The sequence below is a fragment of the Acidobacteriota bacterium genome, from assembly GCA_016208495.1.
Taxonomy (GTDB): Bacteria; Acidobacteriota; Blastocatellia; order Chloracidobacteriales; family Chloracidobacteriaceae; genus JACQXX01.
In genome coordinates, this window is record JACQXX010000071.1 from 1 (window position 1) to 23361 (window position 23361).

General features: G+C 51.1%; 19 protein-coding genes. 9 read left to right on the forward strand and 10 right to left on the reverse strand.

What is annotated here, in order from left to right:
• Positions 1–404 precede the first annotated feature (404 nt).
• From HY774_14000 to HY774_14010, 3 genes are all read left to right on the forward strand, one after another.
• Positions 405–1745, forward strand: coding sequence for an AAA family ATPase (locus tag HY774_14000; protein ID MBI4749596.1), 1341 nt, complete (start codon positions 405–407; stop codon positions 1743–1745).
• Positions 1746–1787: 42 nt separating this feature from the next.
• Positions 1788–2561 (forward strand): class I SAM-dependent methyltransferase, encoded by a 774-nt coding sequence (locus HY774_14005; GenBank protein MBI4749597.1) that lies wholly within the window; start codon positions 1788–1790, stop codon positions 2559–2561.
• Between the two features lie 191 nt (positions 2562–2752).
• Positions 2753–3751: a radical SAM protein gene (locus HY774_14010; protein ID MBI4749598.1), complete on the forward strand. Its 999-nt coding sequence runs from the start codon at positions 2753–2755 to the stop codon at positions 3749–3751.
• A gap of 313 nt (positions 3752–4064) precedes the next feature.
• Here the strand turns inward: HY774_14010 and HY774_14015 are convergent, their stop codons facing one another.
• Entirely contained in the window at positions 4065–4595 is a 531-nt protein-coding gene (locus HY774_14015) for a hypothetical protein (GenBank protein MBI4749599.1), read from the reverse strand.
• Between the two features lie 428 nt (positions 4596–5023).
• On the opposite strand from HY774_14015, the gene HY774_14020 reads away from it, so the two are divergent.
• Positions 5024–5905 (forward strand): hypothetical protein, encoded by an 882-nt coding sequence (locus tag HY774_14020; protein ID MBI4749600.1) that lies wholly within the window; start codon positions 5024–5026, stop codon positions 5903–5905.
• Positions 5906–5944: 39 nt separating this feature from the next.
• Positions 5945–7108 carry a hypothetical protein gene (locus HY774_14025; GenBank protein ID MBI4749601.1) on the forward strand — a complete coding sequence of 388 codons (1164 nt, stop codon included), beginning with the start codon at positions 5945–5947 and terminating at the stop codon, positions 7106–7108.
• A gap of 225 nt (positions 7109–7333) precedes the next feature.
• Here HY774_14025 and HY774_14030 read toward each other — a convergent pair whose 3' ends face one another.
• On the reverse strand, positions 7334–8749 hold the full coding sequence (locus HY774_14030; GenBank protein MBI4749602.1) for an Nramp family divalent metal transporter: 1416 nt from the start codon (positions 8747–8749) through the stop codon (positions 7334–7336).
• Positions 8750–8788: 39 nt separating this feature from the next.
• On the opposite strand from HY774_14030, the gene HY774_14035 reads away from it, so the two are divergent.
• The 3 genes from HY774_14035 to HY774_14045 all read left to right on the forward strand — a co-directional run bounded on the left by HY774_14035 (position 8789) and on the right by HY774_14045 (position 11867).
• Positions 8789–9643, forward strand: coding sequence for a hypothetical protein (locus HY774_14035; GenBank protein MBI4749603.1), 855 nt, complete (start codon positions 8789–8791; stop codon positions 9641–9643).
• 103 nt (positions 9644–9746) lie between these two features.
• The gene (locus HY774_14040; protein MBI4749604.1) at positions 9747–11318 is read left to right on the forward strand and encodes a GH3 auxin-responsive promoter family protein; all 1572 of its coding nucleotides are present in this window, start codon (positions 9747–9749) and stop codon (positions 11316–11318) included.
• A gap of 60 nt (positions 11319–11378) precedes the next feature.
• Positions 11379–11867 (forward strand): hypothetical protein, encoded by a 489-nt coding sequence (locus HY774_14045; protein MBI4749605.1) that lies wholly within the window; start codon positions 11379–11381, stop codon positions 11865–11867.
• An 11-nt stretch (positions 11868–11878) separates the two neighbouring features.
• Here the strand turns inward: HY774_14045 and HY774_14050 are convergent, their stop codons facing one another.
• The 7 genes from HY774_14050 to guaA all read right to left on the reverse strand — a co-directional run bounded on the left by HY774_14050 (position 11879) and on the right by guaA (position 21420).
• Positions 11879–12664, reverse strand: a complete 786-nt coding sequence (locus HY774_14050; GenBank protein MBI4749606.1) for a phytanoyl-CoA dioxygenase family protein — start codon at positions 12662–12664, stop codon at positions 11879–11881.
• Positions 12665–12758: 94 nt separating this feature from the next.
• Positions 12759–13577, reverse strand: a complete 819-nt coding sequence (locus HY774_14055; GenBank protein MBI4749607.1) for a GNAT family N-acetyltransferase — start codon at positions 13575–13577, stop codon at positions 12759–12761.
• Between the two features lie 226 nt (positions 13578–13803).
• Positions 13804–14580, reverse strand: coding sequence for a glycosyltransferase family 25 protein (locus tag HY774_14060; protein MBI4749608.1), 777 nt, complete (start codon positions 14578–14580; stop codon positions 13804–13806).
• Positions 14581–14677: 97 nt separating this feature from the next.
• Positions 14678–15454 carry a glycosyltransferase family 25 protein gene (locus HY774_14065; GenBank protein ID MBI4749609.1) on the reverse strand — a complete coding sequence of 259 codons (777 nt, stop codon included), beginning with the start codon at positions 15452–15454 and terminating at the stop codon, positions 14678–14680.
• Between the two features lie 428 nt (positions 15455–15882).
• Positions 15883–16659, reverse strand: coding sequence for a glycosyltransferase family 25 protein (locus HY774_14070; protein MBI4749610.1), 777 nt, complete (start codon positions 16657–16659; stop codon positions 15883–15885).
• Positions 16660–17130: 471 nt separating this feature from the next.
• Positions 17131–19839, reverse strand: a complete 2709-nt coding sequence (locus HY774_14075; protein ID MBI4749611.1) for a hypothetical protein — start codon at positions 19837–19839, stop codon at positions 17131–17133.
• Between the two features lie 42 nt (positions 19840–19881).
• A complete protein-coding gene (gene guaA / locus HY774_14080; protein MBI4749612.1) occupies positions 19882–21420 on the reverse strand; it encodes a glutamine-hydrolyzing GMP synthase in 1539 nt (512 codons plus the stop codon).
• 269 nt (positions 21421–21689) lie between these two features.
• On the opposite strand from guaA, the gene HY774_14085 reads away from it, so the two are divergent.
• Positions 21690–22841 carry a transporter substrate-binding domain-containing protein gene (locus HY774_14085; GenBank protein ID MBI4749613.1) on the forward strand — a complete coding sequence of 384 codons (1152 nt, stop codon included), beginning with the start codon at positions 21690–21692 and terminating at the stop codon, positions 22839–22841.
• 141 nt (positions 22842–22982) lie between these two features.
• On the opposite strand, the gene HY774_14090 is transcribed toward HY774_14085, so the two are convergent.
• Positions 22983–23361: hypothetical protein (locus tag HY774_14090; protein MBI4749614.1), on the reverse strand; the 379-nt coding region annotated here is incomplete at its 5' end.

Here is a 23361-nt window from a genome sequence, read left to right on the forward strand (position 1 = left end):
ATCACCCAGCGTTACCTGGGACACCTTTGTGAACAATAACCTTGCAAACGCAATGTGAATGTTTGTCAACCTTGAAAATTCAGTCTCTGAGGTGGGCCAAATCAAAGTGCCAAAGTGGGCCAAATCAAGTTGCCAAAACCACCTATTTAGATATTGACCAAGCTGAATTTAAGACTCTTTCAGACCGAGTTATTCAGTTAATGCGTAACTATAAAACTGATATTGAAAATGCAGCAAGTTGCAAGAACTATAAGAAGTGACTTGATTTTCTTTTAGATCTTCTAAAAACAACTAATTTTCACTTATTTCAGAGTTTTTTTCTCCGAATTTTGGCTTTTCCTGCAAAAATTGGATAAATTGGCCATCTTGATTTTTTTTATCCTTCTGCGTGTTGGTTCCAGTCTATGTTGATCAAGTTCATTGTGGAGAATTTTCGGTCGTTTAAAGACGAAATCCAGTTCAACCTGATTGCCACCGGCGACGAGGCGCATTCCAACCATGTGTTTCACCTGGAGAACCATCCGAAATCGCCGCTCCTGCGCGTGGCAAGCCTGTACGGCGCGAATGCCGCCGGGAAATCCAATCTGATCCGGGCGGCTGCGTTCGCTCAACAGTTGATCGTTCACGGCACGAAAAGCGGTCAGGCAATTGCGGTCTCTCCGTTCAAATTGAGCCAGTCCACACTCCAGTCTCCAGGTCGCTTTGAGTTTCTCTTTGAATATCGAAATGTCGTTTACCACTATGGGTTTCTGCTCAATGCTCAGCAGATTTGTGAAGAATGGCTGTTTGTGACGCCTGACAAACGTGAAGTGCTTGGCTTTGAACGTGTCACCAACTCACAGATGGAAACCCAGATGAAGTTTGGCGCCACGCGGTTTTGGAAACAATCCAAAAAGCCGTTCTTGAGTTTTGTGGCTCAGGGCACACGTCCCAACCAGCTTTTCTTGACCGAAGCGATTGACCGCAATGTCCCCGAACTCCAACCCGTCATGGACTGGTTCAACAAAGTGCTGACGATTATTCCGGCAGAATCTCGCCTGCTCACGCTCAGTTCATTTGCCAGAGAAGAAAAAACCACGTCTCAGTTTATGGGCGAATTCCTCAGAAGTGTGGATACCGGTATTCACGGCATTGCCGTCGAAGAGCACACCCTCAAAACCGATGAACCCAATTCGTTTCTCCCGGCTGAAGTTCAACAGGAAATCTTGAGTGACCTGGAAGACGAGTCAGTTGCCGTGGTGACACCTGAAGGAAACCAGTTTGAAATCATTCACCGGAGCAATTCCCTTCCAGTTTTGCTGGTTCTTAAAACACAGCACAAAATGGAGGATGGTACATTGTTAAACTTTGACCTGAGTGAAGAATCCGAAGGAACTCAGCGGCTGATGCACCTGTTGCCGGTGCTGGCCAGCGCCCAATCCAATGAGAAAGTTTTTCTTCTGGATGAACTTGACCGGCGGCTCCATCCACTGCTGGCGCGGAAATTTGTCGAAGCGTATCTGTCAGCTCCCGGTAATCCGAAGCGACAATTGATTTTTACCACTCACGACACCACCTTGCTGGATTTAAACCTGTTGCGACGCGATGAAATCTGGTTTGTCGAAAAGAATGAACAGGGACAATCAAGTTTGTTTTCCCTGGCCGAATTTAAACCGCGCCCGGATTTAAAAATCTCCACCAGCTATCTCAATGGCCGATTTGGAGCGATTCCCATCATTCGCCCATTCGGCAAGCCTCACGCCTGAAGGCGTTACTCTGAACCTTTATTTTTTGGAGGTGTAAACCTTATGCCCGCTATGGATTACTCGCGCGTGGCGCACTACTACGACTCATATGTCCAGACCAGCCTGGACGTTAATTTTTTCCTTCAGGAATCAAAAAACGCCACCCGTGTGCTTGAATTGATGTCAGGCACCGGGCGGCTTTCCCTGCCGCTCATTGAAGCCGGGGTCAACCTGACCTGTGTTGATAGCTCGCCGGAAATGCTGGCGATTCTGCGCCAGAAACTAATTCAGCAAAACCTCCAGGCGGACGTGTTTGAGATGGATGTGTGTCAGATGGCACTCGCCGGAGAATTTGACCTGATTGTCATTCCTTTTCATTCATTTGCTGAAATTCTGGACCCACCGGACCAGCGGCGGGCACTCGGAGAAATCTTCCGCCTACTTTCCCCATCCGGGCGGTTTATCTGCACGCTTCACAATCCACCCGTCAGACTCAAATCGGTTGACGGCAAAGTGACGTTTCTCGGCAAACACACACTTCCTGATGATGCGGGAACGCTCTTGCTTTCCACCGTGCAACAATATGAGCCTTTAATGCAACGGGTGAAAGGTGCCCAGTTTTATGAATTGTATGACACCAGCGGCGTGATGCAGTCAAAGTGGTTCGTAGACCTTGAATTTTACCTGCATCAGCGTGAAGGATTCTTGAAACTGGTTCAAAGCGTAGGGTTCTCAATGCTCAACCTGTACGGCGATTATTCGCATTCCGCCTTTGTCGAAAACTCAAGCCCCTTCATGCTTTGGGTGTTAGGAAAAGCACCTCAGCCAACTACATGAGTGTTTCTCCTTCAGGAAATCAGATAGTTTTGCCGGGTTAGGGTAAAGCACTATATCTATGAGGGTTACCCTGTCTGACGACGGCTTCAACTGACAATAAAAGCCTTCGATTTATCCTGTATCTGCTTGACTTTCCTGGATTTTGCGGCACTCTCTTCCCCACACGACTCCAACCTGAAGGGATTGCTTGCATGCAGAAAAAGGATGTTCTGAACGCCTGGGGGCGCATTTTACAAGGGCACGCTCCATCACTCTCAATTGAAATCACACGTCAATGCCCGCTTCGGTGCCCGGGTTGCTACGCCTATGAGCCTGAACACCTGCACCAGCTTGGACCGTTGCGCGATCTGGCTGATTACAAAGGAAAAGAGCTGGTTGATAACATTTTGAAGCTGGTTGACCGCCATCGTCCGCTGCATCTCTCGATTGTTGGCGGCGAGCCGCTGGTTCGCCATCGGGAACTCAATGACCTGCTACCGAAATTAAGCGAGCGGGGAGTTGTCGTGCAACTTGTCACCAGCGCGGTCCGGGAAATTCCCAAAGCCTGGAATAAGATCAATCAATTGCACTTCGTGGTGTCAATTGACGGATTGCAGCCCGATCACGATGTGCGCCGGGCACCGGCCACCTATGAACGGATTCTGAAGAACATCAAAGATCAGACCATCATCGTGCACTGCACCATCACCAACCAGATGGCCGGCAAGTACAATTATTTTGATGATTTTCTGACGTTTTGGTCGAACCAACCCGAAGTTCGAAAAATCTGGTTCAGTCTCTTCACTCCCCAGATGGGTGATACCTGTGAAGAAATCCTGCCTCAAGCAACCCGAACCACTGTGCTCGACGAACTGGCTGGCCTGCGTGGCAAATTCCCCAAACTTGATCTGCCCGACATTATGCTCAAGGGCTATCACACACCGCCGAGCTCGCCCGAAGAATGTATCTTCGCCAAAACCACGCTCAACTATACCGCCGACCTCAAAAGCAAAATCACACCTTGCCAGTTTGGCGGCAACCCGGATTGCTCACAGTGCGGCTGCGTGGCTTCCGCCGGATTAAAAGGCATCGGCGACTATCGGCTGTTTAATCTGGTGTCTTTAAAGACTATGTTCAAAGCTTCGTCCAAGGTCGGACAACTCAATCAGAAATTCTTTCCTTCGCCGGAGCTTGCGGTCAGCGAAAAATAGGGTTCCGGGTTCCGGGTTCCGGGTTCCGGGTTCCGGGTTCCGGGTTCCGGGTTCCGGGTTCCGGGTTCCGGGTTCCGGGTTCCGGGTTCCGGGTTCCGGGTCTTCGAAGAATGATAAATTACAGGGGGTTCGCCGCGTAGCGGTGGTTGAATTGAGGCAGGTCGGTTACGGCCTGTAACATTTCAGAAAATGATTTCGTCCTGGGAGCACTGGCATCTTGCCGGTAACTGATTGAAGATCAACCGTTTGGTGCCGGCAGGATGCCGGCGATCCCAGGAAATGTTTATCTGAAATTGAGCAAACGACCGTTCGCTCAACTGACCTTTTCTTCCGGGTATTCAAGGTCATACAGGCGGTTTTCGGTTTCTTTCTTAAAGTGCCGAAATTCTCTCAAAAGCAAATCCTGTCCTTTTTCCAGTCGTTCCATTCGGGTTTCAAGTTTGTCAAAACGTTGATTGACCTGGGCAAACTGTTGGTTGATCTGGCCAAGTTGTTGATTGATCTGGGTAAATTGTTGATTGACCTGGGCAAACTGTTGGTTGATCTGGCCAAGTTGTTGATTGACCTGGGCAAATTGTTGATTGATCTGGGTAAATTGTTGATTGATCTGGGTAAACTGTTGGTCTACCTGGACAAACCGCTGGTCTACTTGAGCAAAGCGTTCATCTATCTGGGCAAATCGCTGGTCTATCTGGGCAAATCGCTGGTCTATCTGGGCAAACTGGGGATCTATTTTTTGTTCGATCACCCTCGTCACCACCGCAATCAGCAGGGCTTCAAGGTCGTTTCGGGTTTGGAAACTCTCTGGCGGTGCATATTTCTTCGTTGGATCTTCACTGCTCATAGCTCAACTCCTGATTCCTATTTGGTGCATATCATTATTATATAGTCGTACCAGAAAGCCAACGGTCAGTTTCAGAACGGGGCAGGTTGATGTCAACCAACTTGACATTCCGTAAACTGAATGATGATTCATTCAAGCCATTTTATTACTTGACTTTAGTTAGAGTTAAGTGATTTACCTGGATACCTGCTACACAGCTCAATCTTTCAGATGGTGGTTTATTCTTTACAGTCCTGCTTTCTTTTTATAAACAATAATTTATTTAGAATGAGAAACTTACATCTCTTCCTCAAGAGATTTTTTCGATTCTCTGAGGCTTTGGCACAAAAGTTGTATTAGATGTTACTGAATCACCGTTCAGTTGTATCCCCACAACAGATCAATCTCGAAAAGTTCAACAACAATCAAGCACAGAAGAGGAAAAAGCTATGACGCGGGCATCTCAATCCTTCGCACTTTCAGCCATTCGCTATTGTCTCGTCGCCGCAGTGTTCATCATTGTCAGCGCAATCTATTCCGAACCAGCCAAGGCCGTGACCCTGGTTTTTGTCCACGGCAAAGGCGATGCCGCCACCCTGGACTATAACTATACCCTGCAACAATACTGGACACCGGACATGATCAAAGCGGCAACGCGCAATTATGCCACCCCGTACCACATTGTGACCTATGATGGACGTCAGGCATACTGGGACGCCGCCGGAGAAGTCGCCCGCGAATGCAATCAGTTGCTCGATCAAGGCAAAAAAGACCTCGTGTTTGTCACCCACAGCATGGGCGGTTGTGTGATGCGCTACATTTTGTGCAACGCCGACTCGTCAGACCCATATTACAATTACAATGGCAATTACAATCGCATCCAGGCCAATACCGTCCGCGTGCTGGCGTATGCCCCACCCAATGCCGGTTCTGAAGCCGCCGACCTGGCCGGAAGCCTCAGCAGCTCCTTTTTCACGTCATGGATTGTTTCCCTCCTCAATCAGGACTACCCATCAACCCAGTGCCTGACCACCGCCAATGTGCAGTATGCCAACAACAACTGGTTCCGCGATTCCCTGCGCAGCAAGCCGATTTATTCAGTCGCTGGCACGGGGCTCTGGAATGACTGGTGTCTGGAATGCGTCGGATTGGCAACGCTGTCTGGTCTGGCCGGGCTGCCCGGTGAAGACGATGGCGCCGTGGCCCAGTATAGCGCCCACAAAACCGGTGCTCCAGGAAATGACTGGTACAATACTGACGCCAATCACCATTACAATCGCCGCAATAGCTATCGCAAACTTGGCGATGACATTGCCCGCTACGGTTACTAATCCGAATCAACCGACGAAAAAGAAGAAGGAGATATTGTCATGAAAAAGATGTATGTGATCCTGATTGCAGTGTTTGTAATGGCCGGCGCGATGGCTGGAATGATCCGCGCCAAAGACCCCGTTCAGTCAGAATTGAATGTCCCAACGTCGCTTCCCGAAGCTGAAGCGAAAGCCCCCAAGCGCGTTTCAGATCGCAGCGACAGTGGTCGGTTGAACGAAGAAGAATTCCGTCAGCAACTGGCTGGTGAAAGCACCCTGTCGAGTCGGTATGTGATGTCCGACGTCTCGGGCGAAAGCATCAAACTGCCCGTGACCGGCACCACTGCCGCCATTGGGGTCTTTAGCCTGGATGCCAGCGCCGAATTTGAACTCAAAGCCCCTGGTGGAAGCACAGCGGTGATGCAGCCGATTTCCCGTGACGAAATGTTTGCCACCCCGGATGCCACCAAACGCATGGTGACCACGGCCAAAATGATGGCCACACCGGTTCAAGCCGTAACCGAAGTCGGCAGCTACACGCTCAATGTCCACAGCAAAGCGCCAGTTGACATTGTGGTCAATGACAACAATGACCTGATGCTCAAAACCTGGTTGTCAAAAAATACCGTGGATGTGAACGAACAAACCGAAATCCGCGCTCAGATCCTCAATGGCAAAGCGACTGAAGCCGCGACCATTTCGGCCCGGTTGTTTGGCGAAGACAAAAAACTCATCAACACCGTGAACCTCAACCCAACGGCTGAAGGCTTTTACAGTGCCACCGTTTCGGCTGAAAACCTGGGCACATTTACCAACGTCATTGTTGACGCCGCTGGTACAACGGCTGAAGGAAAAGCCTTCCTCCGAACCGGCAACATCACGCTGATGACCGGCAAAGCCGGCGCCAAACTGGGCGAAGTGGTCAGCGAACAACTGACGGCTCAGAATCTGGACGTCACGGTTTCAATTAAAGTTAAAGGCGAAGGCCGTTTCCACCTGCGCGCCAACCTGGTCAACGCGGCTGGCGAACCGATGGCCTGGGCACAGGCGGCTGAACGCCTCACTCCTGGCAACCACACGTTGACCCTCCACTTTGATCGGAGTGCGATTCCAGGCGGCCAGGAACTGGTCGTTCGTGACCTCGAACTCACCGACGTGACCCAAATGCCCGGCGTGAAGAGCCCGAACAAACTGGATGCCTACGCAGTGCAGGCCAAATTCTAAGACCAGTTTGTAGTCAGTAGTCAGTAGTTCACCAAGCTTATTTGATTGAATTACTTAACTATTTCCTCATACGAGCGCTTCAGTGCGAAATGGTAGAGCGCGACTCATTCTTCAAGCAAAGATCCTCTGTCAATCTGTAATCTCTCAAACAACTGACGAGCACTCCTTCTGGGAGTGCTCTTTTTTCTTTTTCCCCTGGTCTCCTGAGCCTGGGGACTCCCCCTGTCAGACCAGCCGTACAAGTGTCAAAATAAAGCAGCATAAATAAATAAAGGCGGCACTGATCATGGCCCAATCAATCACTGGATGGGCCCGGGCAAAGGCTGGGAGCATTTTTCGATTCAAAATCACAATCAGGACAGTGTACAGCGCCATGACCAGAGTGTTGAGAATGGCGCTGGTAATCAAAAACCAGAACGGCTGCCGGGTGTCCACCAAAATCAGGATTGTTCCAATCACAATTTCTGACCAGACAAAAATGTGATAGAGCTTGCCGGCTGAAAATCGCTCGGCTCCAAGCAAAGAGCTGGTGATACCTGCCGAAATCCGTGATGTCACGTCAATCAGTCCGATTTCAGACGTGAAAAAGATCGCATATCCGACGCTCACAAATAAAAGTGAAGCGCTCAGACCCAGCGTGTCATGAAGCCGGGTGGTTGCCAGTTGCAAAAATGAAGTTCCCTGGGTCGAACTTTGCGGTCCCAGCAAGCAGAAGAAAATCAGCGAGAGAAAAACAATGCTGAAAGTGTTCCCCCCGACAAATAGAAGCGCATGCTCTGAACGTGACAAACGAATCCATTGCTTCCAGCGGCTTTCGGATTCGGCATCAGATACAATCCGCTTGATGACCCGGGTATCTTCACGGGTCAACCCGACTGATTGTCGGAGACCTGCTAGCGGTTGTGAGTATTTTCCCATCCCAAATTGCTTTTCACACAGCATCATCCCATAGGACAGATTGAGGATACCGCCAGCACCGGCAAAAACAAACCCACTGACCAGGACCAGAAAATCGGTTGATTTTGCCTGATTGGCTTTTTCAAGCAGCAGGCCAATCCCCTTCCCGGTCGCCAACGCTGTCCAAAAAGAAGCCGTCGGAGGTCCATTCCAAACCACAAGCATCGCCAGGACTGCGACTCCAACCAAAATAAACGTGAGCAGGATGGACTGGAGCTTTTCAATAAACCGGTACACATTCGCTGGTGCTGCCAGCAAGATGCCACACAAGAGAAGCGAGGCAATCGAAAGCGGTTTTTCCGGCACCCCAAACGCTCCGGCCAGCATTTGAGAGCCAGCCCGTGCCCAACCAGGCCAGAGCCACGGAATAGTTGAACTCAAGAGCAGCACCCAGCTCCAGCCTTTCCACACGTGCGAGGCGCCAACGGCAACCGATTCACCCGTTGCCAGGGCATACCGGCCATTTTCGATATTGATCAAGTACTGGATGGCAATGCCCACAAACGCAATCCAGATCACACCGGCCCCGTTTGGCAGTGACAATCCTGGCCAGAACAACAGTTCTCCGGATCCGATGGCCAGTGCTGTAAAAACCGCGGTCGGACCAAAGACCGCCCGGCTGAAAAAAGATGGGGCTTGCGGCAATTGCCGGTCTTCAGGGAGCGAAGCAGGAGATTGATTCATAACGGTTCAACTCAGGAAAATTTGGAGCTGGGAGAATTTTTGACGCGGCGCGCTGGTGTCAGTGCGGATATACTGCGGTTGCTTTCGCTGTTTGGGCAACCAATTTTTTGGAGGCGCCCAGGAGCAACCCGCGCGTACAATGAGGAAGCTTCGGTGTCATTGTCTCATCCATCAAAGAAACTTATCGCCCAGACCATTCCCGTCAACCAACTTGAGCCATCACTTCGAGCGACGATGTGGGCCTTGTTTCAAACCTATTATGACGAGGTAACTCGCGAGCATTTTGATCGGGACTTACTGGAAAAAAGCCACGTGCTGCTCTTTTTCGATTCTGGCTCTCGCCAACTCAAGGGATTTTCGACCGTGAAACGTTATCCACACACCACAGCCGGGCGACGCGTGATGGTCATTTATTCTGGAGACACCATTATTGATCGTGAGTATTGGGGACAACCGGCACTGGCCAGTGAATTCATCAAATTCACCATTGTGAGCAAGCTCCGGTATTGCTTCACGCCGATGTACTGGTTTTTGATTTCCAAGGGCTATAAAACCTACCTGCTGCTGAGTCGAAATTATATTGAATACTGGCCCCGGTATGATCAACCGACACCTGTCTGGCAACGCCAGTTGATGCACGAATTAGCCAGTGCGCGATTTGGTGATGACTGGAAACCAGAACTGGGAATTGTTCGATTTGAAACCTGTCATGGGAAACTGAAAACTGACGTCGCCCCCATTGAACCGGCCTTCCTGGTCCAACCGGACATCCGCTTTTTTGTCGAACGCAATCCCGGCCACATTCACGGCGACGAACTGTGCTGCCTGGGCCGGATTGGATTTGGATTGTGGTGGAAAACACTGGTGCGGCAGGTGAGAAAACAACTGTTTTAGGGTTCCGGGTTCTGGGTTCCGGGTTCCGGGGTTTCGAATTTTTGTCCTTTTTGTCCTTTTTGTCCCTTTCGTCTTTTTCTGTCGGTAACGTGGAACCCGATCAATGTCATCTCGCCTGCTCAAAATCCTATCACCATTCTATCAAGCCTATCTGCATCGGCAGTGGTCACGATTTCATTGGGCGGCTTGCCACCCGGCGGAGGCTCAAGCCAGACGACTTCACCAGTTGCTCTACCATAACCAGTTGAGTGCCTTTGGAAGACAGTTTCGGTTGGCCGAAATTGATTCGATTTCGGCATTTCAACAGCGACTTCCGATTGCCGACTATGAGACGTTCTCACCCTGGATTGATCGGATTGCGAACGGCGAGCCGAATGTGCTGACCACAGCACCCGTTCAGATGTTTGAGCGAACCAGCGGTTCGACCACGGCCAATAAACTGATTCCTTACACGCAACAGTTGCTGGCCGAATTTTCCAACGCCACCGATGCCTGGATTTTTGATTTGATTCGTCACTTTCCCCGGCTGAAATCCCTGCGAAGCTACTGGGCGATTTCACCCGTGGGAAAGAAAAAAGAACTGACGGCTGGCGGAATTCCAATTGGGTTTCAGGATGATAGCGAGTACCTGCTGCCCTTTCTGCGCTGGGCGTTTGCTCAGGCGAGTGCCGTACCGGCTTCGGTATCCCAGATTTCTGACATTACTGACTGGCAACTGACCACAGCCCGGCATCTGCTTGCGGCTGAGGATCTTGGACTGATTTCGGTCTGGAGCCCAACGTTTCTGACCGGGTTAATGCGTGTGATTTCTGACAACTGGTCGGAACTTTTGGCCGAACTCCCGGTTTTGCGCCGAAAACAACTGGAAACGGCCTGGAATCAATCCGGTACGATCAATGGACAAACGCTCTGGCCATATCTGCACGTCATTTCCTGCTGGCAGGATGGGGCATCAACCCAGTTTCTGCCGATGTTGAAAGCGTTTTTCCCAACCCTTCCGATTCAGGGCAAAGGCTTGCTGGCCACCGAAGGCGTCGTTTCGTTTCCACTGTGTGGACACGAGGGTTCTGTTTTGGCCATCACCAGTCATTTTCTGGAGTTTCTTGATCTCGACCACCCGAACCGAAAACCGATTCTGGCGCACGAACTTCGTCCCGGCAGACAGTATTCACCGTTGCTCACCACTGGCGGCGGATTGTATCGCTATCATTTAAAAGACCGGGTGGCCTGTGTCGGAATGTTTGCGCAAACACCGCTCATTCGATTTGAAGGCAAGCTCGATCAAACCAGCGACCTGTGCGGCGAAAAATTAAGCGCCAGGATGGTCGAGCAAATCCTGGTGAAGATACAAACTGAATTCTCGGTGACGATTCACTTTGCGTTGCTGGCACCAGTTCAAACCGATCCGCCGCATTATGGTCTGTTTCTGGAATCAACGGCACAATCCGAACAGCTTGAAGCTCTCCGATTACACCTTGAAAACTGGTTCGGAGAAAATGCCCATTATGCCTATTGCCGACGACTGAACCAGCTTGGTACAGTTTGTATCTATCCAATTTCCAACGGCTGGAAACAGTATCAGGCGCGATTGATTGCTGAAGGCGCTCGCCTCGGTGATATCAAACCAACCCATCTGGACCGGCGCTGGGACTGGAAGAAAACCTTTTTAGAATGAAGAAGTCAGTACCACCCACGTAAGCAGGTGGGTTATGTGGATGAAAGGAGTCAAGTACCTATGCCAATTACTGTTTCCTTACGCGACGTTGCCGGAGAACTTGAACTGTTGCCTGACGAGTGTCACCTCTATCTCAATCGCCAAACAGGTGAACTCCGGATGATTTCGACTGATGAAGCCAGTATGGCCGAAGTAGAAACCGACCTGGATAAGCTTCACGAATGGCAACGCGAACTGGTGGTCAAGGCACAGGAAGTTCTTGAATCAGATGACTGGCTTCAGCTTCCAACGAAGTTTGACATCCATGAATGGGAAATTATGGATACGTTTGCCCTTTCGTTGGAAAACGAAAGCCTGCAAAACCGGCTCCGGAATACAATTCGAAAGAAGGGCGCCTTTCGGCACTTTAAAGACACCGTCCATCGCTATGATCTTCAGGATCAATGGCATGCGTTCAAAATAGCGGCCCTGGAACGAATCGCCGCCAACTGGCTCGACAATCACGGAATTGCTTACCATCAGGACAAAGAACCCACTTCTGTCAGGTGAAAAATCTGGGCTTATCGAAAATAAGACTGCTCGCGGAGTTCAGGCGGAAGCGTCGTCCGCACAAACTTGCGACTCAGTTCATAGTAGGCTTCGGAACAATCTCCGTACCGACCAGCACAATATGAGAAATACAGGACAAATAGCGGGTGGGACAACTGATTGTTTCGGCTGCGGTGAACCAGAAGTGAATGAAATGCCACCACATCGCCGGGGTAAGATTCCAGCAGTTCAGCATCTTCGAGTAAAATCTGATCTTCGGTTGGGTCAACGATCACACCGGGTGGTTGCAAAAGCTGGTCGTGGGTACCTGGGAAAATTTCAAGTGGGCTTCCCAGGCCAGCCATTGGGTCAATCGGGATTTGCAGGGTCAACAGATGGTCGGCTGGAATTTCCATTTGCCAGTAGGTGTAATCCTGATGCAGCCGATACCCGACCATATTCGGCATCTTGATGAGCAACTTGTTTTTAAACATCAGGGCGGGTTCTCCCAGCAGCGTTGAAGCGATGTGCACAACCCGTTCGTCCTGGGCTAAAGCAGCAAAAACTGGAGAAATATCGCAGACTGGGTCCATTCGCCCCAGCCCTTTTCCACCAGTACTCAACTCACGAAACCGCGTGCGCAGATTGGATTCATCAATCAACCCTGGAATCGCCAGCAGTCGCTGGCATTCTGCCCGCCAGACGGCAACTTCGTCCTCGGTAAAGACATTTTTCACGTGAATCAGCCCACAGCGCTGGAATTCGGAGCACTGTTCGGCGGTAAGTCGAGGGAACTCATGGGCGGAAGGTGAAGGCATATAACAGATCCTTTTCGTTCGTGGATGCGGCGCAATGGCCTGGAACGTTCACTTTATAAGCTGTAAACGGAGCGCATTGAACCATAAGTCCGGCTCAAAACTCCAGAGATGGCATTTGCGATTCTTGCCTGGGAAGTGGCTTATTCCATTCGTGTTGCTGAGTCAACGGCAGCAAACCGGCTCTGGTGTATAGTTTTTCAGCCGCTGAACCAGCCACGGCAAAAATCCCGAAGGCGTCTTTCTCCAGTTGATACGCCAGATGGCCCATCAGATTCATCACCTGCAGTCCAATGCCTTTTCCCTGCCACTCAGGGCGCAAAAACAAGCTCTTGATGCGCAGAAAAGTCCCCACTTCAATCGTCGAAACCGAACCGCACATGGTTTGATCTGACTGAATCACAAAGGTTTTCATTGGTCCGACGCTGCTTTTCCGGCGTTCGAGTTCAACCCAGTCATCCGCCGGCCCTTGATAGCCAAACGTAGGCCCGGTTACGCCGTGATAAAGCTGCGGCTTGGCTTTCCATTCGGCATCTGTTTCCACCGGGCGCAAAGTCACCGAGCAATCTGGCCTGGAAGCATGTGGCCTCCCTAAAAATCCAATTTCACACCGCGACTGCAAGCCCTGGAGTTCAAGTGCCGACCGAAAATCTGGAGAAGTGTCGTACACATAAAACCGGATGCGTGGGCAGTTCAGAGTCGAGAGAATCTGGGTAACCTCGTTAAGCCAGTTTTCCCGATCTGATTCAATCTGCTGGAAATCCAAATCAACCAGAATGCAGCCAGCCGCCAGGTGCTCCAGACCAGGAACGCGAGCCAGCCAGGCCCCGCGCAATGGAGTGCATCGGGCACCAAGTTTGAAATAAGCCATATCACTTTCGAGCAACACTGGGGCAAACTGGGTCAAATCCATCATATCCTGGGGCTGAAGATTCTCGGGCTGAAGACTTTGGGCTAAAAGTTCTCGGGCTAAAGAAGCCTGACCGATTCGAAAGTGTTGATTTCTAACCACTAACCACTAACCACTAACCACTAACCACTAACCACTAATCACTAACCACTAACCACTAATCACTAACCACTAACCACTAACCACTAACCACTAACCACTAACCACTAATCACTTGATGGTTTCTTCATTCTCAAACAATGGCCAGCGGGTTGTAACGGTAATACTGGTGGCGCACCCAGCGGCCAAGCCGGCGCCAAGCCAGTTGAACTCGGCCTAGATCTTCAAGCCGGGTCCGGTTTCGTGGGCGAAACTCGCGGGTTTCAGGCATGGTGCTCTGACTTAAATCAAACGGATGTAAGGTGGTAACACAAACTGGCGATATCCCATAGACCCTGACCTGTGTCCGAACAACCCCGCCGGTCAGGTTGTCAGATGGAACCCGAATCGGATATCCAGCCGCCAGTAATTTCCGGGCGCCACTTTGTTTGAGCAGATAGGCGGCATTGCTATGAACCTTTCCGGCAAATTTCACAATTGCCAAATGTTCAAACAATGGCTGGTGATACCAGGCGGAACAAATTCCATTGGTGTTGCTCAGTAACATCAACTCCCAATCTTTCGGAAACAACACCCGGCGCCGCAACACTTCAAAAAAACCGAACTTTAAAACCACATCATCTTCTAAAATCAGAACTTCGTCGAGATTTTCATCCACCATTCGCTGATGGAGTCTGAGATGAGACAACGCACAGCCAATTTCCCCGCAGGTCAGTTCCCGTCCCAGGCACTGGATGGCCTGCCCGGCATCATATCGGGCCAGTTGCTCTGATGTAAGCTGGCGACCATCAATCGCATCAATGATTTCAAATGACAGATTGTGTTCGGTCAGGTGCTGGATAATATGAGCCCGGCGGTCAGTTGACCGCTGTAAACTGATCACCCAAATTGGAGGTAGGTCATGGTTCATATTGTGGTCAGAGGTTCTTTCAATCATCGCCCTCAATGCGCAAACGACCAGGCGGTTGAAAACATGTGTTTCCCTCAGCCCTCAACCCTCAATGGTGTTAGACAACACCCAGTGGGTTATATCGGTAATACAATCGGCGCAGGCGATGTTTGATCCGCAACCAAAGAATCGAAAAATACCCTGCGGCTTTCAGGTGATCACGAGTCCCAGTTCGGTAGAATCTGACTTCGGGCATGGTGCTGTAGGAAACATCGTCACGATGAAGTGTCGCGACGCAGGATGGCCAGATACCATAGATTTTTATCCCGACTCGTACTCTACCACCAGTTAAAAAGTCGGAAGGGACACAAACCGGATATCCAGCGGTCAGTAATTTACGGGCAGTACTTTGCTTGAGCAGATACCCGGCAGAACTCATCACCCTTCTGGCAAACCGCACCACCTTAAAATGTTCAACCAGCGGGTGATGATACCAGACCGAATCTATCGCCCGGTTATGACACAGCAGCACCAATTCCCAGTCTTTTGGAAAATTCGACCGGTGTCTGAGGACATCAAAAAAACCGTACTGCAAAACCGCATCATCTTCCAAAATCAGCACTTCATCCAGCTTCTGGTCCACCATCCGCTGATAGATTGAAAGATGTGACAGCGCACAGGCAATTTCAGCCGGGACCAGTTCCCGACCTAAATTCCGGACCGCCTGTCGGGCATCATATTGGGCGAGTTGCTCTGATGTAAGCTGACGACCATCAATGGCATCAATGATTTCAAATGACAACTTATGTTCGGTCAGATGGCGGGTGATACGAGCCCGACGGTCGGTTGACCGTTGTAAACTGATCACCCAAATTGGAGGTAACTGGTTGTTCATAAGTACCTTACCGAAAATTCCAAGACATTTTTAAACACGAAAAACACGAAAAACACGAAAAAAATCCTGCTGTCACAAATCCTGTGATGAGAGGCTCAAAAGGAAAGATTTGAACCAATAAGTCCTTTGGTTCGTGATGAGGAAGTTTCCAAAATCAATGTCATCACAGGATTTGTGACAGGAACAAAAAAATCAGAGACTTCCAAGATTCAATCTCTCAGTAAATTTATGCCAAGGTACTTAGGGAGTCGGATGGAAATATCATACCACCAGGGTTCAGGGTTTAGAGCAAGATACTCCAGCTTGAGCGGTACCTGCCGGTTCCCCAGCCCTCACTTGAGTGGGATCAAGTCACTTCATCGCCTCAAACCCCGCAACCCTGAACCCTGAACCCGATTTCATTGGGATTTTATTTTCTTCCGGGTCCCTTAGACAATCGTCAGTGGGTTCAATTGATAATATAACCGGCGAAAACGGAGCTTCAACCGATGCCAGGCCACGGCCAATCGGCCCATTTTTTCAAGGCGTGCGCGGTTTTGAAACCGCAGGTTAATGGCTTCCGGAATTGTGCTCTGGGTCGGGTCACACGGATGGAGCGTTTCAACACAGGTGGGTGATATGCCATACAGATTCACATTGGTTTTTACACCACCGCCCGTCAGGTTATCTGATGGAACACGAATCGGATACCCAGCCGTCAAAAGCTTTCGGGCGCCGCCCTGCCTGAGCAGATAAGCAGCCGAACTCACCACCTTCCTGGAAAATTTCACAACTTCCGAAGTGCGGAAAATCGGCTGGCGATGCCAGGCTGAGATGATCCCCCAATTGTGGCATAGCAACACCAGTTCCCAGTCTTTTGGAAAATCAGTCCTTCGATTCAGGATTTCCAGGAATTCCGGCTTGAGAACGACATCATCCTCCAAGATCAGCACTTCAGCCAGATTTTGATCAACCATTCGCTGGTACAAAGTGAGATGAGAGAGCGCAATTGCAATTTCGGCGCTAACCAACTCGCGCCCCATACACTGTTGAGCCTGTTGGGCATCATACCGGGCCAGTTGGTCAGGAGTCAGGAGTTGACCATCAATCGCATCGAAGAATTCAAACGGCAGGTTGTGTTCTTTGAGGTGTTGGATGATATGAGCACGGCGCTCAGTCGAGCGACGCAGGCTGATCACCCACACTGGAGGGAGATCAGAGTTCATATGATTTGCGGCAAGCATTTCAGAACTTCCTTTGTACAGATTGAGATACAGGGCTCACCTGGAAAATGGTGCAGCCACTCAACTTTAAACCCGGTCCAGGAACATGAATTGTAGATTCTTTACTTTTTTTCCAGGCCAGGCTGAGGAACGCGCTGGGGAAGGTTCAGGGACTCACAATGCTATTGGGTCCGCCCATCAAAACGCAACCCATTTTCCAGATACTAGAGTGATGCCCTCCTGGGTCATGAGCGCCAGGATAAGGAAATGTGGGCCTGTTTGAGACAAGGAGCAGGGGAGACAAGGAGACAAGGAGATCCTCCGACCGACGTTGGGAGCGGGAGAATACTTTTTCTCCTTGTCCCCTTGTCTGCTTGTCCCCTTGTCCAGATCGGGCTTTGTTTCCTTATCCTGGCGCTTATGCCCTCCTGGGTGGAGGGTATCAGGCTAATGGCTGAGGGAAATACAACTTTTTCAATGATTTAGCCTTTGTTCAAAAGCATCTTTTGCAACATACCGAATCTGAGGACAAAACGCCCCCATTCTGGCTTTGAGGAGCTGGCGGTTGAGGGCACCGGTTCCGGCTGGTTCACCAAAACAATAATCGGCCTCAGACCACGGGATTTGCTGAGGGGCGTTTTCCCAAACCTGTGGTGAAGTCACGACATACTCAATTCCCACATCCAGGGTACTTCCGACCGGCCAGGCTCGCCACGTCACGCCAAACCGAGGAAAGGCATTGACTGGCCGATGGCTGGCCTCGCCAATCACAATCGTGAACTTCCCTTCCCGATCCAGGACGATGTCTTCATCCGTCAGACAGATGACCGGAACTCTCCGATCAGCCGAGCTTCCTGCCCAAAACACCACTGCCCAGCGCCGAACCTCTGTTCCAGTCCGCAAAAGTTTGTTTCCCGACAGCGTGCGGGGTGCAATCGGGGCTTTTCCTTCAATCACCACGACTTCATCCAGACTTCTTAAATTGACCGAAGCGGCCAGCATTGAAGCACATACATTGGTGCCGCTGACAGTTTCGGCATTAAACGGCGCTGATTCATAGGGCCCCAATCGGTAGGAACTGAAATACTGGTTTGGCCAGGACCGGCAAGCCCAGGTTTCATCACCATACTGGGATAACCAACCCAGATAGTATGGTCGCTGAAAAACTTTAAAGAGCCTGACGTTTTGCCCGTCTGTAAAAATCCGGTGAATCTCCTGACTTGGGCGGCCAATCGGTCCGGTCTGGGTCAGTTCGAGACGTGCTTTTTGTTCGTGTTGGGTTCGGGCTTCGAGTTCCTGGCGTGAAAAACCGTCTATCTGAGCCGGGTTTTCCTGGAGCGAATATCGAGGCAGAAATATGCCTTCGTCAACTGCTATCAATCGCGAAACTGGCGCCAGCACTGGTTCTTCACCTGGAAACTGAATGCGAATCACCGGCGGCTCGACTCCGCCAAACGGGTCATAGCGGTCAGGCTGGACAATTCGAACCCACAGATATGGCCCGGAAAATCCGGTTTCGTTAATGGAAAAAGGCCCGCCAAACCGCAAGTTTCCATAATCGCGGTACGGCGGAAGGACCGCATCCCGGTTGAGCGCTTCCGGGAACCCGGTTTGCAATTCAAAGGTGACATGGTAGTGACGCTTCGGAGCCTGGCGATAGGCACCCGGCACAAAGGGATTGAAATGGCCTGGATCCGGAACAATGTCTTCATCCAGAAGCACCACGTCCTGGATTCCCCGTCCATCCCCAATCACCGGAAAGTTGGTGTCAGACGGAGCGTTCACCCCGATACTGAAAAACCGGGCATGCGGAAAATCGCCTTCAATCAATAGTTTGGTGCCTTCAGGCAATGCCCGGTCATACCGCCAGATCAAATAGGTGGTGTCAGGGGGCTTGCCCAATGGATGCCGGACAAAGTCCCAGTTCCGTGGATTTTCACACAAGAGTTTCATCCACTGGGCTCGCGGATTATGGGCCCCAACCCATTGAATCACCTGATCTTCATATCGAACAGGCGTATCAGGCCAGTTAATCTGATCTGGCGTCGAGGTATCAGTTTCACCCCATCGCCCTGGAACCGGCGGAGACTCTGAACTCAAAATCGCCAGCCCCACGGGGCCACTTTCATGTGACTGGTTAAATAACCCACCAGCCACAAGCTGGTTATTCCAGACCGTCAAGCCTTCAACCGAGTTGTTCAACCCGCGTCCAAGCGGCGCCCAGGTTTCGCCATCCCAGGTGGCAACTCGCCGGAGGTACTGGTCGCCAATGCCTCGAAAATTCCCGCCACAGACCAGCTTTCCATCAAACACGGTCAAACATCGGCCTTTGTCTGCCAGCCCAGCACCGACTGGTGACCAGCGCTGGCCATTCCACCGGGCAATATACCGGGCCGGGCTGCCTCCCGTGGTTTGAAAATCACCTGTGGCATAGAGTTCGCCGTTGTATTCAGTCAGTCCATAGACCGCATCATCGAGACCATTGCCTAACGGAGACCAGACACTGCCATTCCAGCGGGCAATATTTGACGCCGCCACACCGCCGGCCACAGTAAATTTCCCGGCGGCAATCAATTCGCCCCGAAAGACCCCAAGCGCAAACACTTTTCCATCCAGCCCGGTACCCAGCGGACGCCAGAATGAGTTATTCCACTGAGCAATAAATTTGACATCAACCGAACCAGCCCGTGAAAACTCGCCTCCCGCAATCAACACCGGAGGTCCACCAGGCGGCGTGTATGAAATCAATGTTCGCACCGCGCTGTTGGTGCCTTCGGCCACGGCTGACCAGCTCGAACCATTCCAGCGGGCAATATAAAACAGGTTTTGATCGCCAGCCCGCAAGAAAACGCCTCCGGCATACAACTCACCCTGATACACGGCCAGGGCTTCGGCGGGGCCGTCAATGCCCCCAGCCATCGAGTTCCAGCGGGTGCCATCATAGCGGGCAATCCGGTTGACCCGTGTTCCATCAATTGAGCTAAATCCACCAATGGCAATCAATTCGCCATTGTACACACTGAGGTTTTCAACGCTGCTGCTGGCAATCCCAAGCGGTTTCCAGGTTTCAGCCAAACACAAACTTGACAGAATGACAGAATGACAGAGTGACAAAATGACCAGATTGAGAGGGACCAGGAAACGAGCGGGCTCAAGATGGAAAACAGACTTCAGTGTGTGCATAAAAATGGTTCAAAGCGCCGACAAGTCAGCGCACTCCAAAAATTATTCCCATTCAATCGTAGCTGGTGGTTTCGAGGAAATATCGTACACAACCCGGTTAATGCCGCGAACTTCCGAGACAATCCGGCTTGAAATCCGATGCAGCACGTCATAGGGCAGCCGGACCCAATCCGCCGTCATTCCATCCTGACTTTCCACCGCTCGAATCGCAACCGTGTATTCATAGGTTCGTTCGTCGCCCATCACGCCGACACTCTGAACCGGAAGCAACACAGCGAATGCCTGCCAGATTGATTCATACAACCCGGCCTGGCGGATTTCCTGTTCGACAATCCGGTCAGCTTTCTGAAGCAGAAACACGCGGTCCAGGGTGACTTCACCCACAATGCGAACCGCGAGTCCCGGCCCAGGAAAGGGCTGGCGGGTGATGAAAATCTCAGGAATCCCAAGTTCCCTCCCAAGCGCCCGAACTTCGTCTTTAAACAACTCCCGGAGTGGTTCCACCAGCTTTAAATGCAGTGTGTCAGGCAGGCCGCCAACGTTGTGATGGCTTTTAATCACGGCGGAGGGGCCTTTGACTGAAACTGATTCAATCACATCGGGATAGAGCGTTCCCTGCACCAGAAAATCAATTGTGCCAAGCTTCTGAGCTTCATCCTGAAAGACTTCGATAAATTCGCGGCCAATGATTTTTCGCTTTCGCTCGGGGTCGGAAACGCCGGCCAGGGCTGACAAAAACCGATCACCGGCTGGAATGCCACGCACGTTGAGATGGAGCCCAGTCCGGAAAGTTTCCAGGACGTCTTCATATTCGTTTAAGCGCAGCACGCCATTGTCAACAAACAGGCAGGTCAACCGGTGACCAATCGCTTTTGAAACCAGCACGGCGGCCACGGTTGAGTCTACGCCACCTGACAGACCACAGACGGCGTGACCGTCACCAACCTGCTCGCGGATGGCTTCCACGGCCTGTTCGATAAAGCCGCGCATGGTCCAGTTCGGATTGATACCGGCAATCTCCACCAAAAAATTCCGCAAAATGTCTTTTCCGTGAGGCGTGTGGACAACTTCCGGGTGAAACTGGATGGCATACAGGCCACGGTTTGGGTCCTCCATGGCCCCCAATGCGTTGGAACTGGTGGCGGAAACGGTAAAACCTGACGGTGCTGCGGTGACATGGTCGCCGTGGCTCATCCAGACCGGGAACTGGCGAGGCAATCCGGCAAAGAGTCGGCTTTCGGTTTCAACCTGGATGTCAGCGGCACCAAATTCACGCCGGTTCGAAGATTCAACCTTGCCATCCAAAAAATAGGCCAGAATCTGCATGCCATAACAAATGCCCAGCACTGGAACGCCCAGGTTCAGGAGTTCCGGGCTGCAATGTGGAGCACCGGCACCGTAAACCGATGACGGACCACCAGAGAGAATGATGGCACGTGGATTTTTGGCCTTGATGGCGTCAAGTGAAGTATGAAACGGGAGGATTTCGCAGTAAATGTTGAGTTCGCGCACCCGCCGACCAATCAACTGGGTGTATTGCGAACCAAAATCAAGAATGATGACGGTTTCAGTATGCAGCATGAAGAGTTCACCTTTGGGAAATAGTGGAGGAACCTGGCTTTTACCACTTTCTTCCAACCCGATGCAAAGGCGAACCGGTGGAGTGCGCGATTGGAGCGATTCGAGCACCAGTTTTCCAGTAAATGATTATCCTGTTGACCATCCGTCAAAATACCCGTAAAAGCTTCAGATCAAATATTCAACTTTCAACAAGGAGAACGGTGCATTGATCACACCGAGCTGAAAGGTTTCATCAAAGCAGCATTGGAAAAAATGCGCCAAACCAGAGCATGAACACCCACTTTCGACCGCTCGTGATGCTTGTGAAATGGAGTTTATTCTTTTTTTGGGTGTTGGCGTTCAACATCCCGATCTTTTCACAGACCCAACCAGCCAAAGAGACGCCCAAACCAACCACCTTTCGGGTTGTCACCAAACCAGTCGCACCGTTTGTCATTTCAGATACCAACCCCGTTTCCGGCTTCAGTATTGACCTATGGAAAGCGATTGGGGATGAAATGGACATCCAAACCGAATTGATCATGAAACCGACGGTGACGGACCTGCTCAAAACCGTCAAAGCCGGAGAAGCCGACCTGGGAATTGCAGCCGTGTCAATTACGGCTCAGCGCGAACAGGATTTTGATTTTTCCTACCCGGTTTTTGACTCAGGGTTACAGATTCTGGTTCCAGTAGGAAACACCGCTCAGTTTTCGTTGAAGGACACCCTTGCCTCCTGGATATCAGTGGCGCTCTTAAAAATTCTCGGTGTGCTGGTGTTGCTGATTGTCTTCCTGGGTCACGTGGTGTGGCTGGTCGAGCGACGGCACCCTGACGGCATGGTCTCACCAGGGTACGTTCCAGGAATCTTTAAAGCGCTGTGGTGGTCGGCAGCCACCCTGGGTGCTCAGGCGGATGAAATGCCCAAAAGTGCCATCGGACGGGTGACCGCCCTGCTGACAATGTATCTGAGCGTCATTTTCCTGGTCTATTTTACGGCCAATTTGACGGCATCACAGACGGTTCAGAATTTGAAAGGCAGCATCTCGGGTCCCGATGACCTGCCTGGAAAACGGGTGGCGACCGTTGCCGGCAGCACATCAGCCATGTTTTTGAAAAACCGCAAAATTCAGGCGCAGGAATTCCCAAACGTCAATGACTGTTTTAAAACGCTGGCGGACAAAAAAGCCGATGCCGTGGTGTACGATGCCCCAATTTTGCTCTACTACGCCGCCCACGAAGGAAAAGGAAAAGTTCAACTCGTCGGCTCTATCTTCCAAAACGAAGCCTACGGGATTGTCTTCCCGCAAAACAGCCCCTATCGCAAAGAGATCAATCTGGCGCTGTTGAAGGTTCGTGAAAAAGGCATCTACCTGAATCTATATCAGAAATGGTTTGGGTCAACGGAAGGTGGGGATTCGGGACAGGAACAACCCCAATAATACCACTCCGGCGGGGCTCTGAACCCCAACCTGATATTATGTCATTTTGCAATGCAACCCTCGTATTATGAGAAAGCTAAATCATTGAAAAAATTGGATTTCCCTGACCCCTGACCCCGATACCCTGACCCCAAATTGGTATTATTCGCCGTCTCGTGGCGGCCCCAGATCAAGGAAGGTGGTCAATGTCCGTCCATCAATGACCACGACGTCAAATTGCCCAAACTCACTCCCGCCGAGGTCATCAATTACAATCCGAGTCTCACCCACGTCACTCGAAAGTTCATAAGGAATCACCGTCGTTGGAGTCTCGCCGCCTTCGCCGTAGAGCAACAGCATTCTGGATAACGGCACATCAAGTTGACTGACCGTAATGGCCAGCACGGTGTCCCCGATTTGACTTTGTGGACCGATGCCACGACCGACGGTGTTTTCCGGGAGGAGAATTTCACGGTACAGTGAATAGCTGCCGGTGCCATCACCTGAATAAATCCGCACCCGATCTTCAGCCAGGACCGCC